The 15,017-nt window shown below is 63.8% G+C and carries 14 protein-coding genes; 10 read left to right on the top strand and 4 right to left on the bottom strand.

Annotation, left to right across the window (positions count from 1 at the left end):
* Positions 1–340: 340 nt before the first annotated feature.
* From AB7531_RS29450 to AB7531_RS29430, 5 genes are read left to right on the top strand one after another with little or no spacing between them, the layout of a single operon-like run.
* Positions 341–1,291, top strand: coding sequence for a PDR/VanB family oxidoreductase (locus AB7531_RS29450; protein WP_063984250.1), 951 nt, complete (start codon positions 341–343; stop codon positions 1,289–1,291).
* Between the two features lie 17 nt (positions 1,292–1,308).
* The gene (locus tag AB7531_RS29445; protein ID WP_063984249.1) at positions 1,309–2,649 is read left to right on the top strand and encodes a Rieske 2Fe-2S domain-containing protein; all 1,341 of its coding nucleotides are present in this window, start codon (positions 1,309–1,311) and stop codon (positions 2,647–2,649) included.
* Entirely contained in the window at positions 2,646–3,122 is a 477-nt protein-coding gene (locus tag AB7531_RS29440; protein WP_028153091.1) for an aromatic-ring-hydroxylating dioxygenase subunit beta, read from the top strand. The genes AB7531_RS29445 and AB7531_RS29440 overlap by 4 nt, the downstream gene beginning before the upstream one ends.
* A gap of 7 nt (positions 3,123–3,129) precedes the next feature.
* Positions 3,130–4,746, top strand: coding sequence for an ATP-dependent acyl-CoA ligase (locus AB7531_RS29435; RefSeq protein WP_063984248.1), 1,617 nt, complete (start codon positions 3,130–3,132; stop codon positions 4,744–4,746).
* A gap of 2 nt (positions 4,747–4,748) precedes the next feature.
* Positions 4,749–5,477 (top strand): SDR family NAD(P)-dependent oxidoreductase, encoded by a 729-nt coding sequence (locus tag AB7531_RS29430; RefSeq protein ID WP_028155855.1) that lies wholly within the window; start codon positions 4,749–4,751, stop codon positions 5,475–5,477.
* A gap of 81 nt (positions 5,478–5,558) precedes the next feature.
* Here the strand turns inward: AB7531_RS29430 and AB7531_RS29425 are convergent, their stop codons facing one another.
* From AB7531_RS29425 to AB7531_RS29410, 4 genes are all read right to left on the bottom strand, one after another.
* Complete coding sequence (locus AB7531_RS29425) at positions 5,559–6,041, bottom strand: MarR family winged helix-turn-helix transcriptional regulator (RefSeq protein ID WP_063984247.1); 483 nt, start codon at positions 6,039–6,041, stop codon at positions 5,559–5,561.
* A complete protein-coding gene (locus AB7531_RS29420; RefSeq protein ID WP_063984246.1) occupies positions 6,041–6,535 on the bottom strand; it encodes a MarR family winged helix-turn-helix transcriptional regulator in 495 nt (164 codons plus the stop codon). The genes AB7531_RS29425 and AB7531_RS29420 overlap by 1 nt, the downstream gene beginning before the upstream one ends.
* 155 nt (positions 6,536–6,690) lie before the next feature.
* On the bottom strand, positions 6,691–8,256 hold the full coding sequence (locus tag AB7531_RS29415) for an indolepyruvate oxidoreductase subunit beta family protein (RefSeq protein ID WP_441280204.1): 1,566 nt from the start codon (positions 8,254–8,256) through the stop codon (positions 6,691–6,693).
* The gene (locus AB7531_RS29410; protein WP_231144520.1) at positions 8,253–10,412 is read right to left on the bottom strand and encodes an indolepyruvate ferredoxin oxidoreductase subunit alpha; all 2,160 of its coding nucleotides are present in this window, start codon (positions 10,410–10,412) and stop codon (positions 8,253–8,255) included. Before AB7531_RS29410 ends, AB7531_RS29415 begins: the two co-directional genes overlap by 4 nt.
* A gap of 127 nt (positions 10,413–10,539) precedes the next feature.
* Here AB7531_RS29410 and AB7531_RS29405 point away from each other — a divergent pair, with 127 nt between their 5' ends.
* Genes AB7531_RS29405 through AB7531_RS29385 form a run of 5 tightly spaced genes read left to right on the top strand, consistent with a single transcriptional unit; the run spans position 10,540 to position 14,808 of the window.
* Positions 10,540–11,556, top strand: a complete 1,017-nt coding sequence (locus tag AB7531_RS29405) for a carbon-nitrogen hydrolase family protein (RefSeq protein ID WP_063984243.1) — start codon at positions 10,540–10,542, stop codon at positions 11,554–11,556.
* A 52-nt stretch (positions 11,557–11,608) separates the two neighbouring features.
* Complete coding sequence (locus tag AB7531_RS29400) at positions 11,609–12,715, top strand: cupin domain-containing protein (RefSeq protein WP_063984242.1); 1,107 nt, start codon at positions 11,609–11,611, stop codon at positions 12,713–12,715.
* A gap of 43 nt (positions 12,716–12,758) precedes the next feature.
* Positions 12,759–13,667, top strand: coding sequence for a fumarylacetoacetate hydrolase family protein (locus AB7531_RS29395; RefSeq protein ID WP_441280203.1), 909 nt, complete (start codon positions 12,759–12,761; stop codon positions 13,665–13,667).
* A complete protein-coding gene (locus AB7531_RS29390) occupies positions 13,667–14,104 on the top strand; it encodes an acyl-CoA thioesterase (protein WP_231144522.1) in 438 nt (145 codons plus the stop codon). Before AB7531_RS29395 ends, AB7531_RS29390 begins: the two co-directional genes overlap by 1 nt.
* Positions 14,101–14,808 carry a hypothetical protein gene (locus AB7531_RS29385; protein WP_063984239.1) on the top strand — a complete coding sequence of 236 codons (708 nt, stop codon included), beginning with the start codon at positions 14,101–14,103 and terminating at the stop codon, positions 14,806–14,808. The genes AB7531_RS29390 and AB7531_RS29385 overlap by 4 nt, the downstream gene beginning before the upstream one ends.
* The last annotated feature ends 209 nt before the right edge of the window (positions 14,809–15,017 follow it).

Genomic DNA, 15,017 nt, shown 5'->3' with positions numbered 1-15,017 from the left:
GTCCAGGGCACTCAACGCGGCGTCGGTGGATCGTTTACGATAAAATACCTCAGTAAAATGAGCGGCTTGAGTTGAAGTCTTCCCACGGCCCATCATGGATCGGGGCGGGCGCTCAAAGGCGGCGTGTGCACGGGCAGCAAAGTCCATTGAAAGCACGGCCGGCCGTTCTTCGGAGTGATCTGCTGAGGCGTGGGCAACCTCAGAGGGGCCGTGCCAGCCGTCCTGCACCAACGAGACGTGCCTGGGACTGCAATCCGAGCCTGAGCCCGCGCCGGCGATTGACAGCTAATTATTACATGTCTAAAAATATGCAAATTCATATAATTCGTGAGATGCCTGAATGGACACGCATCCGCTCAAGCTCAAGGTCAGATCGTATGCCGCGGAGACGCCGTTCATACGGAGCCTTGTGTTTGGCGTGGAGGACGGTGTCGCGCCGCGATGGCAGGCGGGCGCCCATATCCGCGTGGCGCTCCCGAATGGAGGCGACCGGCCGTACTCGCTGATGGCTTTGCCGGGCCTTCCCGAAGGTATGCTGGCGCTTGGGGTGCTGCGCGAGGAGGCTTCGACCGGTGGCTCGCAGTTCATGCACGCGCTGAAGATCGGCGATGTCGTGAAGGCAACGGCGCCGGTCAACAATTTTCATCTGCATGAGGGAGCGGCGCCCGCGCTGCTGTTCGCCGGCGGCATCGGTGTCACGCCGATCCTGTCGATGGCGGCGAATCTCGCGGCCCGAGGAAGCCCGTATCGCTTGCACTATGCGGGCCGCACGCAAGGCCTGCTCGCGTTCCTGCCGCACCTGCAGGAGATATGCGCCAAGGGCCTGTCCATCCACTACGACAGCGACGAGTCCCGCCTGGACATTGCAGCGGCGCTCGGCGCTGCCGCCGCAAACGCCCACATTTACGCCTGCGGTCCGGCCGGCATGATTGAAGCGGTGAAGGCGGCTGCGCTCGGCAGGGACATTCCGGCAGACCGCATCCACTACGAGCTCTTCAAGGCCGAGCAATCGTCCTCGGCCGACTTGCCGTTCGAGGTCGAGCTCAAATCGACCGGGCAGGTCGTCAGCGTCGCGGCCGGTCAGACCATCATCCAGGCGCTGGAGGCCGCTGGTCTCGACGTGCTCTACGACTGCCAGCGCGGCGATTGCGGCATCTGCCAGTGCGGCGTGATCGAAGGGGTACCCGACCATCGCGACATCATCCTCAGCGACGACGAGAGGGCGTCCAACAAGGTCATGCAGATCTGCGTGTCACGCGCGAAGTCGGAACGTTTGGTGCTGGATCTCTAGGGGAGGCGAGGGACGTCATGGCGAAATACGGACAGAACGCCGACGCGATCGCGGCGCTGGTGCGCGAGGCCGAGGTGCACCGCGACGTCTATGTCGACCCCGAGATCTTCGAGCTCGAGATGGAGCACCTGTTCCCGAACAGCTGGATCTATGTCGGGCACGCGAGCCAGTTGGGAAAGCCCGGCGATTTCATTACCGCCAATATCGGCCGTCAGCCGGTGCTGGCGAGCCGCCACACCGACGGCTCCATCCACGTCTTTTACAACCGCTGTCCGCACAAGGGCGTGAAGATCGCCTCCGAGCCCTGCGGCAACACCGGAAAGTTCTTCCGCTGCCCCTATCACGCCTGGTCGTTCAAGACCGACGGCTCGCTGCTCGCGATCCCTCTGAAAAAGGGCTACGAGGGCACCGGCTTTGGCGACACGCAAGCGAATGAGGGATTGTCGAAGGTCAGGAACGTCGTGATCTATCGCGATTTCATCTTCGCCCGCCTGAGCGATGACGGCGTGTCCTTCGAGGATTATTTCGGCGAGAGCCTTTCGACCATCGACAACATGGTCGACCGCTCGCCGGAGGGGAAGCTCGCAGTCCAGGCGACGCCGATCCGCTACATGCACACCTGCAATTGGAAGATGCTGGTCGAGAACCAGACCGACACCTGCCATCCGATGGTGGCGCATGAGAGCTCGGCCGGCACCGCGGTCAAGGTCTGGAAGCGCGAGCAGGGCGATTCCACGGAGACACCGATGGCGGTGCAGCTCTATGGTCCCTTCATGAGCCCGTACGAGTTCTACGAGCAGAGCGGCATCAGGATCTGGCCGAACGGCCATGGCCATACCGGCGTCGCCAACTCCATCCATTCCAACTATTCGGACATCGAAGGCTATCTCGGCCAGATGGTCGCGGCCTATGGCGAGGAGCGGGCGCACGAGATCCTCGGCGAGGTCAGGCACAACACCGTGTATTTCCCGAACATCATGGTCAAGGGCGCCGTGCAGATCCTGCGCAATTTCATCCCGATCGCGGTCGACAGGACGCTGGTCGAGAGCTGGGTCTATCGCCTGGTCGGCGCGCCGGACAAGCTCTACGAGCGGGCGCTGATGTACAACCGCTTCATCAATGCGCCGACCTCGATCGTCGGACACGATGATCTCGAAATGTACGAGCGGGCGCAGGAAGGACTGAAGTCCAACGGCAATCAATGGGTCAATCTGCGGCGCCTTTACGAGAACCATGAAGAGCAGGACGTCACGGCCGTGATCAACGGCACGTCCGAGCGACAGATGCGAAACCAGTTCCACGCCTGGTCGAAATTCATGACCATGGACATGGACAAGCGTGTCGAGGCCGCGGAATGATCGACGAGAAGGCCATCACGGACTTGATCTATCTGGAAGCCGAGCTGCTCGACACGATGCAATGGCAGGCCTGGCTCGATCTGTTTCACCCCGAAGGGCGCTACTGGATGCCGCTCGAATGGCAGCAGCAGGATCCGGTGCTCCAGCCCTCGTTGATGTACGAGGATCTGCTGCTCTTGAAGGTGCGGGTCGAGCGGCTCGCCGGCGAGCGGACCTTCAGCCAGAAGCCGAAGAGCCGTTGCCATCATCTTCTCCAGGCACCGCGGATCGTGGCGTGCGACCCGGCTGCGGGCGTCTACAAGGCGCGGACGTCCTATATCTATACCGAGACCCGCGGTGATCTGCTGGAGCGCTATTCGGGATGGGCGTCGCACGAATTCGTAGAGGTCGGCGATGCCCTGAAGATCAAGCTCAAGCGGGTCGATCTCGTCAATTTCGACGCGCCGTTCGGCAACATCCAGCTTTTCATGTGAGTACGCCTTGACCGCTGCGACCACAGTCTACGCCCGCTTTCGCGAGACCGCCCTTCGCCGGGAGGAGGCAGGCTTCCTCAACGTGCTGCCGGAGACCGCCGATATCTATGGCATCGCGGCAGGCGAGATTTCCTACCGCGCCATGCTCGACCGGGTCGAGCGCTGGCGCTCGGCTTTTGCAAGCCGGGGCTATGGCGAAGGCCAGAGGGTCGGGCTGCTGCTCCAGAACAGGCCGGCGTTCGTCGAGCTGTGGTTCGCGCTGAACGGGCTCGGCGTGTCCGTCGTACCGATCAATCCCGATTTGCGGATCAGCGAGCTCGAATACATCATTGCGCATTCCGAGATGAATGCGGCGTTCGTCCTCGCCGAGCGGCGCGACGAGGTCGAGACCGCGGCGCGCCAGGCCGGCCGGCCGATCCCGGTCGTGACCGATCAGGACGACGTTCCCGTACCTTTCGGAGATGCGCGGCCTTCGACCGCCGGAAGCGACGCGAGCGAATGCGCGCTGCTTTATACGTCTGGAACCACGGGACAGCCCAAGGGCTGCGTGCTCACCAACACATATTTCCTGCATTCCGGAAACTGGTATCGCGATGTCGGCGGGCTGATCGATCTCAAGCCGGACTGTGAGCGCATGATCACGCCGCTGCCGCTGTTTCACATGAACGCGATGGCGGTGTCGCTGATGGCGATGTTATCCGTCGGCGGCAGCCTCACCATGCTCGATCGCTTCCATCCGCGTACCTGGTGGGCGTCCGTCCGCGACAGCCGCGCGACCTGTCTGCACTATCTCGGCGTGATGCCCTCGATGCTGATGAGTGCACCGCCATCGGAGCAGGACCGCGCGCACAGCGTACGCTTCGGCTTCGGCGCCGGCGTCGACAAGCTTCTGCATGCGCCGTTCGAGGAGCGCTTCGGCTTTCCGCTGCTGGAGGCCTGGGCGATGACCGAGACGGGAAGCGGCGGCGTCATCGCCGCCAATGTCGAGCCGCGCAAGATCGGCACGAGCTGTTTCGGACGCCCGGCCCCCGAGGTCGACGTTCGTATCGTCGGCGACAGCGGCAACGACGCGCCGGTCGGGACGCCGGGCGAGCTCCTGGTGCGGCGGGCAGGTGCGGACCCGCGTTACGGTTTCTTCCGCGAGTACCTGAAGAACGAGGCCGCCACCGCCGAGGCGTGGGACGGCGGGTGGCTGCACACCGGCGATATCGTGTCGCGCGATGCGGACGGCGACCTCCATTTCGTCGACCGCAAGAAGAACGTGATCCGCCGTTCCGGCGAGAACATTGCCGCAGTCGAGGTCGAGTCCGTCCTCAATCGCCATCCCGCGATCCGGCAGGCTGCGGTTGCCGCGACGCCCGATCAGGTGCGCGGCGACGAGGTTGCGGCGGTCATCATCGCCGAGGAGGCCGGTGCGGACCGCGCGCTCGCCGAGGAGATCGTGCGCTGGAGTCTGGAGCAGATGGCCTATTACAAGGCGCCGGGCTGGATCTGTTTCGTCGACAGCCTGCCGTTGACCGCGACCGAGAAGATTCAGCGCGGCGGCCTGAAGGATTTCGTCGCCAGGCTGATGCGCGACGGTGCGTTCTTCGACCTTCGCGACCTCAAGCGGCGACAGGTTTGATCATGAGCGAGATCCGCACCACACTCATCACCGGCGGCAATTCGGGGATCGGCGAGGCGCTGGCGAAAAAGCTCGTCGAGAGCGGGCAGCGCGTGGTCTCGGTCGGGCTGGAGAAGCCGGACTGGACGCATGATCTGCTCGCGGCCTATCGCGCTGATCTCTCCGATATCGAGGAGACGCGCGCGATCGCGCAGGAGATCTGCCGCGATCACGCCGTTGATCGCCTCGTGCACAATGCCGGCGTGATCCTGCCGAACCTGCTGCCCGATGCTAAGCCGGAAGACATTTTGATGCTGGCGCAACTGCATCTGGGCGCGCCGATGCTGCTGACCCAGGCGGCGCTGGAGGGGATGCGTGCGCGCCGCTTCGGCCGCATCGTGTTCGTCAGCTCGCGGGCCGCGATGGGCGCAGCGACGCGGTCGGCCTATTCGGCGACCAAGGCCGGCGTGCACGGCATGGCGCGCACCTGGGCGCTGGAGCTCGCCGCGAGCGGCATCACCGTGAATGTTGTCGCGCCAGGGCCGATCCTGACCGACAATTTCTGGGGCATCATTCCCAAGGGCTCCGAGCAGCAGGAGCGGATGGCGCGCAACGTGCCGGTCGGGCGGCTCGGCTCGCGCGAGGATGTCGCGCACGCCATCAGTTTCTTCCTCGACGAGCGCTCGGACTTCGTCACCGGCCAGGTGCTCTATGTCTGCGGCGGCACCAGCCTCGTCGGCCTTGGCCCGTAGAGCATGATCCGGACCCGGAGGGCCGCGTTAGCGCAAAGTGTGAAGCGGTTTTCCGAAAAGATCATGCTCCAATAAACAAGATCAGATCTGGTTCTGGCGGATGTTCTCGACCATCTTGGCCAGCACGCGCGCGCAGACCTCGATGTCGTCGGGCTCGATGCCTTCGATCAGCTTGTCGTAGTTGCTCGCCATGATCGGCCAGATCTTGCGCAGCAGCGCCTCGCCGTCCGGGGTCAGACCCACGACGCGGCGGCGCTGGTCTTCCTCTGCGATCTCGCGCTTGACGAGGCCCGATGACACCATGGACTCGACCATGCGGCTCGCCGTCGACTGCTCGGTTACCGCGAGAACGGCGACCTCGTTGACGGTGAGGGTCTTGTAGATGAACAGGACCGATAGCGTCCGGAACACGACATTGTTGATGCCGTGGTCGCTCAGGTCGCGGTTCTGATCGAGATTCCAGCGATTGGCGAGCCGGTTGAACAGATACGGGATGTAGGTTTGCAGCTGGTCCCGCGTCCTCGGCGGACCCGACTTCCATCTGCTCTTGGATTCTCTGGCCATTATCTCTTGCGACTTTGCTTCTTGCTCTCGGTATGAAGTTTTGAAGAAAGGGATTTCAGTACGGACAGCGCACCGTCCAGCTCCCGGGCCGAAACATTCTCGAGCCGTTTGCCGAGATGCTTCTTGTGGACGTCGGCTGCCTTCCTGAACAACGCCTCGCCCTTCGGCGTCAGGCGCACGATGAAGGAGCGCCGGTCCTCGCTCGACATTTCCCTGCTGATGAGGTTGTCGGCGAGAAGACGCTGCACCAGCCCCGAGACGTTGCCGCCGGTGACTTTTAGATTTTGCGACAGCTGCCCGAGCGCGAGGCCATCGCTGTAGCGATCGAGCTGGGCCAGCACGTCGAATTTTGCGAGCGACACGCCGAACTCGGCGTTCAGCATCGAATTCAGCGACGCGAACAGCTCGCCATGCAGCGACAGCAATTGAAGCCAGAGCCGGGTTTCGATCTGCCCAGGGACGGGAACAATGTTCTCTTTGAGTGCTGCCGGCATTGCATGACCATCGAGTACAAGATGTCTCGTCGATTGGAGGGATTATCGCGGGTCTTTCGCTCCGATTAACAATTTGAGAATCGTAGTCAAGTCGCCTGATCCTGACGTCTTGGGGGGCGAACGGCAATCCACTCCCGCGTTCCCCTCCGATGGAATCATGCAAAAGTCTTGATGGTCTGGATCACGCCGTCGAGCTCCTTGCCGGCGCTGTCCTTCAGCGCGGCCTCGCGCAGGCGGCGTGCCCAATCGGCGGCATCCTCGCGTCGTTCGACCAGCTTGATCGCCGCCAGCGTCCTGTCGAATTTCGACAGCCCGCGGCTGTGGGTATCGGAATAGCCTTTCACGAGGCGTCGGCATTGCAGGATCTCGACACCGAGCTGGTAGTTGGCGGCGACCGCATCGGTTGCCGCCTTGAGCCATCCGTCCCGATGCGCGGTCTCGACGGCGTGACGCAGCGAGCGGCGTCGCAGGCCGCGTAGTCCGGCCACGACGTAGAGCGTCAGGAACCAGGGCAGCGAGTAAGTCCGCACCCGGCGTCCCCGGTTGACGCGGCGATCGAGCCAGCCGAGCAGGCGCGGCCGCGCGCCGAGCCAGCGGCTGAAGCCCGCGGGCAGCACGCCCATGACGTCCTCCATGCGCGGATGCATGAACTCGGTGGTCTGGAGCACCTGTCCCTCGGACATCTCGAGCTCGCTCTCGATGCGCGCGCGGCGACCAGCGCGCGTCTTCAGGTCGGCCACGCGGATGACGTCGTCATAGCTCATGGCGTTGGCGAGGTACTTTGCCGCGGTCTCCGTGAAGGCATAGGCGTGCGCACCACCGCCGGCGCTTCGGTCGGCCGCGTGCAACGTCTTGAGAATGTCGAGATACTCGGCGCCATAGGCGACGTCCTGGAAGTCGACGACCTTCCTCAAGCCAACGCGCGCCATGGTGAGCGCAGGCTCGGGCAGCTCCTGCTTCAGTCTTGCGATCAGCCCGGCAAGATCTGGATCGGGCGTTGCGGGAGAGGGGACGTGATCGGCCTGCTTTGATGGCGCTGGTGCCGCGACCTCGGGTGCGCCGGTCTTGACCCGGTCAAAGGCGGCCTCAAACGTCTCGACGCTGGCCTTCGCACCTCTGCCGCCGGCACGGATGACGTCGAGATAGCTGTCGCGGCTGAACGGCAGCACAGCGGCCGCCGCGAGCGCACCGAACATCGCGGCCGAGATGACGCTGCCATGCGCGATCGCCAGCGCGTTCAGATCGAAGATGATCTCGGTCTTGGCGGCAACCCCGATGGCGCCAGTGACGGCGGCGCCGTCGGCGATGCCGTTGCCCGGTGCAATCTTCTCGCCGATCGCAAACGACCGGTGGTTGGATGCGATCAACGTGGTGCGATCCGGCGTCACGAGGCCGCGCAGGATCGATCGGCCGGCCTCCATGAACTCCGCCGCCATCACCACGTCGACGTCGCCGGGCGTCGGCATCAACGACAGGATCGGCTTGCGGCCGTCGAGCGGCGGCATCGCCTCGATATAGTAGATCGTGGCGCCGGTGCGCTGCGCTACGCCGGGCACCGAGGTCGATTGCGCGACCCAGCCATGGTTCTCGGCCAACTGAACGATCCAGTCGGTCAGCACGCCGCCACCCTGGCCACCCATCGCGACGATCGCAATCGAGATCGGCCGCTCGGTTGCCTCGCCGGCGGCGGGGAGGGCCAGCCGGACCGTCTCGTCTCTCATGCCAATGCCTCGAGCGCCGGACGCCGGCGATCACGCCGCCGTTGCAACCAGCCGATCACGGCCATCGCGACCTTGGATTTGAACCTGTCCCAGCCGGTCGGATTGTGAATGACGTCCGCGCGATAGAACGAGGGGCAGAGCACGGCGGCCTCGGAGACCTCGCCGCAATTGCCGCAACCGACGCAGGAATTGTCGATCGCCGCAACCGGATCGTCGCGCAAGGGATCGTCAAGCTGCTTCACCGAAAGCGACGGGCAGCCCGAGAGCCGGATGCAGGCATGGTCGCCGGTGCAGACGTCCTCGTCGACACCGAAGCGCTCCTTGACGGTGCGCAACCCGTCCTTGATGGCCTGGTTGATCTGCGGCTTCACGCGGCGCTGCTTGTTCAGCATGCACTCGGAGGACGCGACGATGACCTTGGGGCCTTCCTCCTTGGTCGTCAGCGCTTCCTTCAGCGTGTCGCGCATCTTGCCGACGTCATAGGTGCGGTCGAGCTGGCGCACCCACTGGCCGCCGATGCCCTTCACGGCCTTGACGATCGAATTGTTGGTGTCTCGCCGCTTGTTGGTCGCGCGCGACGACAGGATGTCCTGACCGCCGGTCGCCGACGTGTAGAAATTGTCGACGATGACGAACACGCCGTCGTGCTTGTTGAACACGGCATTGCCGATGCCGCTGGTCAGTCCGTTGTGCCAGAAGCCGCCGTCGCCCATCACCGCGATCGAGCGTTTGTCGGCCTTGACGTTGAAGGCCGAGGTCGAGGCCGGGCCGAGGCCGAAGCCCATGGTGGTCGCGCCGATATTGAAGGGCGGCAGGATCGAGAACAGATGGCAGCCGATGTCGGCCGAGACATGATGCTGGCCGAGCTCTTCCTCGACGAGCTTCATGGCGGCGAAGATCGGCCGCTCCGGGCAGCCGGTGCAGAGCCCGGGCGGGCGTGCCGGCACAACCTGCTTCAGCTTCTCGACCGCGGGGTGATTGAGCACGGGAACGGCGTCCGGCGCCGGCGGCCGGTTGCCGAGCAGCCGCGGCTCGGTCTTCTCCAGGAAGTCCCTGACGCCGCCGAGCAGAACCTGCGCGGTGTAGTCGCCGCCCATCGGCAACACGTCCTTGCCATGGATGCGCGCCTGGATGTCCCTGCGGCGCAGCACGGTGTTGATCGCCTGCTCCAGATATTCCGGCTGGCCTTCCTCGACGATCAGGACGGCGTCCTTGTCGACGCAGAACTCCGCGACCTCGGTGTCGATCACGGGGTAGGTGACGTTCATGACGTAGAGCGGAACCTGTGTGTTGCCGTAGGCATCCGACAGCCCGAGATATTGCAGCGCGCGGATCACGTTGTTGTACATGCCGCCCTGCATGATGATGCCGACCTTGCCCTGCTTCGGCCCCATCCATTCGTTCAGCTTGTGGTCCCGGATGAAGCCGATCGCCGCGGGCATCCGCGTCTTGATCTTCTCCTGCTCATGCTCATAGGCCGCAGGCGGCAGCACGATGCGGTTGACGTCGCGCCTGGGGTTGTTGAGCGCGTCCTTGATGGTGTGCGCCGGCTTGACGTTGTCCTTGCAGGCGAAGCTGCCGTGCATGTGACAGGCGCGGACGCGGACCTCGAGCATCACGGGCGTGTTCGAGAATTCGGAGAGCTCAAAACCCTTCTCGATCAGATTGACGATGCATTCATGATCGGGGCGGGGATCGAGCAGCCACATCTGCGATTTCATCGCGAAGGCGTGCGTCCGCTCCTGCATGATGGAGGAGCCTTCGCCATAGTCCTCGCCGACGATGATCATGGTGCCGCCGGTGACGCCGCCCGAGGCGAGGTTGGCGAGCGCGTCGGAGGCGACGTTGGTGCCGACCGTCGACTTCCACGCCACCGCGCCGCGCAGGGGATACATCACCGAGGCCGACAGCATCGCCGCCGCGGCCGCTTCGTTGGCGGAGCTCTGGAACACGACGCCGAGATCGTCGAGCACGTCCTTGGCGTCGGCGAGCACGTCCATCAGGTGCGAGATCGGCGAGCCCTGGTAGCCGCCGACATAGGCGACGCCGGATTGCAGCAGCGCCTTGGTGATGGCGAGGATGCCTTCGCCGCGGAACGTATCGCCATCGCCGAGCCGGAGATCCTCGACTTCGCGAGCAAAAGACCGTTCAGCCATTGCACCCTCCAGAAATATGCGATAGCATACGTTTACATGTGAAGTAAGTCAACGCCGCCCCATGCTATCACGCTTGCGGACCTCTGCTCCGGCAAGGCGGTCATGAGCCAGCGACAGGGTAGGGCCAATGCTGAAGCTGCCTCGCTTTAGAGCCGCCGCCGTCCAGGCTTCACCTGTCTATCTCAACCCGGGCGCGACAGCCGACAAGGCGGCTTCACTGGTCCGTGAAGCCGCAGCGAATGGCGCGAAGCTCGTCGCGTTCCCCGAAGTGTTCGTTCCCGGCTATCCCTACTGGAACTGGATCACCGATCCCGTCACGGGCAGCGCATGGTTCGAGAAGCTCGCCAAGGCATCGGTGCTGGTGCCGGGTCCGGAGGTCGATGTCGTCAGGAAGGCCGCGCGCGATACCGGCTGCCACGTCGTGCTCGGCGTGAACGAGCGCAGCCCGGTGTCGCTGGGCGCGATCTACAATACCCTGGTTTTCATCGGGCCGGACGGCGCGGTGCTTGGCAAGCACCGCAAGCTGGTGCCGACCTGGGCGGAGAAGCTGACCTGGACCGGCGGTGACGGATCGAGCCTGCGCGTCTATGATACCGAGATCGGGCGTCTCGGCGGACTCGCCTGCGGCGAGAACACCAACACGCTCGCGCGCTTTGCGCTGTTGGGTCAGGGTGAGCTCGTGCATGTCGCCAGCTACATCTCGCTTCCGGTCGCGCCCCCCGACTACGACATGGCGGAGGCGATCAAGTTGCGCGCGATCGCCCATTCCTTTGAGGGCAAGATTTTTACGATCGTCTCCTGCTCGACCGTGTCGGAGGAGATCATCACGGCGATGGAAACGGTCGTCCCCGACGCGCGTGCGCGCCTGCAGCGCAAGTCGAGCGCGTTCTCCGGCATCATCGGACCCGATGGCCGCGTGGTCGGCGATCCCCTGATCGACGACGAGGGCATCGTGTACGCCGACATCGATCTCGACCGCTGCATCCAACCGAAGCAGATGCATGACATCGTCGGGCACTACAACCGGTTCGATATTTTCGATTTGCGGGTCAACCGCCGTCCTCTGGCGCCGCTGGGCCTCGCAGACGGTGAGGGCGATGACGCGGGGCAGGGCTTCACGCCGATCCCGCTGAGATCGGAATAATGGTTGGGCGCGTCGATAGAGCGGCGCGACGAGACAGGACTTGGAGGACAGGATGCGCGAGAACGTGATCGGCCGGGCCAATGTCGAGGACACCCCCGAGCTCAAGGCCTATTACAAGGACCTCGAAAAGTACGAAGCCGGCGCGCTGTGGACGGTCGCCAACAAGATCGAGCCGTGGGCGCCGCAATCGGCCTCCGTTCCCGTGCTCTGGCGCTACAACGATCTGCGCGAGCACGTGCTGCGCTCGGTCGAGCTGGTCTCGCCGGAGAAGGCGGGGCGGCGGGTGATCTATCTCAACAATCCCGGCCGCCGCGATGTGTCGGCGGCGGTCGGCTGGCTCTATTCGGGATTGCAGGTGATGCATCCCGGCGAGGTCGCAACCGCGCACGCGCACTCGGCTTCAGCCCTGCGCTTTATCATGGAAGGTTCGGGCGCCTACACCATCGTCGATGGGCACAAGATGACGCTGGGGGCGCGGGATTTCGTGCTCACGCCGAACGGAACCTGGCACGAGCATGGCGTCGAAGCCAACGGCTCGGTGTGCATCTGGCAGGACGGTTTGGACATCCCGCTCGTCAACGCGCTGGAGGCGAATTTTTTTGCGGTCCATCCCAAGGTGCAACAGGAAGAATCCGGCTATCCCGTGGACGACATGACCAAGACCTGGGGCAATCCCGGGCTTCGGCCGGCGGATTCGAAATGGTCGAAGGGCTATTCCCCGATGTTCAAATACGAGTGGGAGCCGACCTACGAGTCCTTGCGCAAATATGCCGCTGCGACCGACGGTTCGCCCTATGACGGCATTCTCATGAACTACGTCAATCCGATCTCCGGCGGACACGTGATGCAGACGATCGGCGCGAGCATGCAGCTGCTGCGGCCGGGCGAGAAGACGAAGTCGCATCGGCACACCGGCAGCTTCATTTACCAGGTCGCCAAGGGGCGCGGTTATTCGATCATCGCCGGCCAGCGTTTCGAGTGGCAGGAACGCGACATCTTCTGCGTTCCCTCCTGGGCCTGGCACGAGCACGGCAATGCTTCGGGAAGCGAGGACGCCTGCCTGTTCTGCTTCAACGATCTGCCCGTCATCGAGAGTCTCGGCTTCTACCGGGAAGAGGCCTATGGCGACAACGCCGGCCATCAGCCAGTTGCCGCCTGACGTCCCCGCACAGAATTCAACCGAAAGAGCCGGATAAAGCTGCATGCGCCTTGTTACCTACACCTTGGGCTCCAGTGGTGCCCGCCTCGGGGTCCTCGTTGACGGATTGGTCGTGGACGTCGAGCACCTCGGTGCGTCGCATGGCTTTGCATGGCCGAGCGACATGCTGTCGTTCATCGACAACAGCGTGACGCTGCTGCCGGCGCTGAAGGAGCGTCTGGACGATGCGGATGGACGCTTGCCGGCCGGCTCCGCCGTTCCGCTCGAGGACGTGAAGCTGCAGGCCCCGATCCCGCGGCCCCGCAAGAACATTTTTGGCATCGGGCTGAACTACCGTGCGCATGTGGCGGAGTCCGCCAAGAGCCTGGATACCGACAAGGACCTGCCGAAGCAGCCGGTCGTGTTCTCCAAGCCGCCGACGTCGGTGATCGGCCCCGGCGGCGCGATCCAGCACAATGCGAAGATGACGCAGCAGCTCGACTGGGAGGTCGAGCTCGCCGTCATCATCGGCAAGACCGCAACCCGCATCGCGACCGACAAGGCGATGGACCACGTCTTCGGCTATTCGGTGATGATCGACATTTCCGCGCGCGACAATCGCCGCGCCGGCCAGTGGATCTTCTCCAAGGGCATGGACACCTACGCGCCGTTCGGCCCCTGCATCGTGACCGCGGACGAAATTCCCGACCCGCATGACCTGCGGCTGTGGCTGACCAAGAACGGGGTCATGAAGCAGGACTCCAATACCAAATACATGATCTTCGACATCCCGGTTTTGATTTCCGACATTTCGTCGGGCATGACACTCGAACCGGGCGACATCATCGCGACGGGAACGCCGGAAGGCGTCGGCGCCGGCGGGACTCCCCAGGAATGGCTGTGGCCGGGTGACGTGGTGGAAGCGGGGGTCGACGGGGTCGGTGTCATCAGGCATCCGGTCGTCGCGATCTGATGACGACGTTCTCGTTCGATCGCGAGCTCAGATTCGGAGACTGCGATCCTTCTGGGATCGCGTACTTCCCGTCTTACCTGAACATCCTCAATGGGGTCGTCGAAGACTTCTGGGCGAGAATTGGATTTCCATGGCCGGAGCTGATCACGGTCCGGAAGATCGGGACACCCACGGTGCATCTGTCCTGCGACTTTTCCCGGCCGTCGATGTTCGGCGATCGCCTGACGTTCAACTTGCATATCAGCCGGGTCGGCGGATCGTCGCTCCATCTGGAGCATGTCGTCTCCGGCGCGAACGGCATGCGCTGGCGCGCGCGCCAGATCCTGGCCGCGACGTCGCTGGTGGATCACCATGCGATCCCGTGGCCGGATGACATTCGCGCCGCGCTGATGGCGCATGTGAGCGTGGGCGAGGGCACCGAGGCAACGCCCGCATGATCTCGCTCTTCATGACATTCTCCGATCCGGCAGGCGAACGACGAATTCATCCCGACGAGGTTGACGCCGTGGCGGAGCTGGTCGGATCGATCCCTGACATGACCGAGGGCTTGCTGTTCACGCCGCTCGAACAGTCGGTCGATCATCCCTACAAGGCCGATGGCTCCGGCCCGGTGTTTGCGCTTCAACTCCGGTTTCCCGACCTGTTCGCCTGCGAGGCGGCGATGGATCGCGGCGGTATCCTTGCCGGTCTCGCGACGGGGGGCGGACTAGCGAGCCTCACCGGCTTGGACGTCACGCACCAGGTCATGCTGACACGCGCGTTTGCCGTCGACGTCGCCGAACATCCGGCCGGCACGACCACTCCGTGCAGCTACCTCGTGCACTATCCCGGACCGGCGGAGGACATGAACGCCTGGAACCTGCACTATCTCGAGCATCATCCATCGATCATGCGAACCTTCCCTGATGTTCGCCAGATCGAGATCTACACCCGGATCGATTGGATCGATCGGCTGCCGTCGCAGCGCGTCGAGCACATGCAGCGCAACAAGCTGGTGTTCGACAGCCCGCAAGCCCTCGCGCACGCGCTCGGCTCCGACGTGATCAAGCGCATGCGCGCGGACTTCGTCCAATTCCCGCCATTCGCAGGCCGCAACAAGCATTTTCCGATGCTGACGCGGGTGGTGCGGCCGAAGCGCTAGAGCCGAGAGCGTGAAAACGATGGCGTGAGCCGTGAATTGAGATGGATCGCCAGATGTCCGCTTTGGCCGTCAGATCGCGCCGGACTCGCTATGCCGGTAGCCTTTGTAAACACCCCAAGGTTGCGACGAAATTACCCAGCAATCTTAGCGCCTGCTCGTGTGAATTCTGCTATCATCGCAACGTGGGGCGACTCTGATGCGGGGATTGT

Source organism: Bradyrhizobium sp. 63_E2_N1_3 (assembly GCF_052076005.1).
GTDB classification, from domain to species: domain Bacteria; phylum Pseudomonadota; class Alphaproteobacteria; order Rhizobiales; family Xanthobacteraceae; genus Bradyrhizobium; species Bradyrhizobium barranii.
This window is presented reverse-complemented; position numbering and strand designations above follow the sequence as displayed.

What these genes read in the sequence shown, in the direction of transcription:
- AB7531_RS29425 (WP_063984247.1), bottom strand. Translation starts at nt 6,041, where the DNA reads ATGGCCAGAGAATCCAAGAGCAGATGGAAGTCGGGTCCGCCGAGGACG.
- AB7531_RS29445 (WP_063984249.1), top strand. Translation starts at nt 1,309, where the DNA reads ATGGCGAAATACGGACAGAACGCCGACGCGATCGCGGCGCTGGTGCGC.
- AB7531_RS29415 (WP_441280204.1), bottom strand. Translation starts at nt 8,256, where the DNA reads ATGAGAGACGAGACGGTCCGGCTGGCCCTCCCCGCCGCCGGCGAGGCA.
- AB7531_RS29395 (WP_441280203.1), top strand. Translation starts at nt 12,759, where the DNA reads ATGCGCCTTGTTACCTACACCTTGGGCTCCAGTGGTGCCCGCCTCGGG.
- AB7531_RS29405 (WP_063984243.1), top strand. Translation starts at nt 10,540, where the DNA reads ATGCTGAAGCTGCCTCGCTTTAGAGCCGCCGCCGTCCAGGCTTCACCT.
- AB7531_RS29410 (WP_231144520.1), bottom strand. Translation starts at nt 10,412, where the DNA reads ATGGCTGAACGGTCTTTTGCTCGCGAAGTCGAGGATCTCCGGCTCGGC.
- AB7531_RS29390 (WP_231144522.1), top strand. Translation starts at nt 13,667, where the DNA reads ATGACGACGTTCTCGTTCGATCGCGAGCTCAGATTCGGAGACTGCGAT.
- AB7531_RS29430 (WP_028155855.1), top strand. Translation starts at nt 4,749, where the DNA reads ATGAGCGAGATCCGCACCACACTCATCACCGGCGGCAATTCGGGGATC.
- AB7531_RS29420 (WP_063984246.1), bottom strand. Translation starts at nt 6,535, where the DNA reads ATGCCGGCAGCACTCAAAGAGAACATTGTTCCCGTCCCTGGGCAGATC.
- AB7531_RS29385 (WP_063984239.1), top strand. Translation starts at nt 14,101, where the DNA reads ATGATCTCGCTCTTCATGACATTCTCCGATCCGGCAGGCGAACGACGA.
- AB7531_RS29450 (WP_063984250.1), top strand. Translation starts at nt 341, where the DNA reads ATGGACACGCATCCGCTCAAGCTCAAGGTCAGATCGTATGCCGCGGAG.
- AB7531_RS29400 (WP_063984242.1), top strand. Translation starts at nt 11,609, where the DNA reads ATGCGCGAGAACGTGATCGGCCGGGCCAATGTCGAGGACACCCCCGAG.
- AB7531_RS29440 (WP_028153091.1), top strand. Translation starts at nt 2,646, where the DNA reads ATGATCGACGAGAAGGCCATCACGGACTTGATCTATCTGGAAGCCGAG.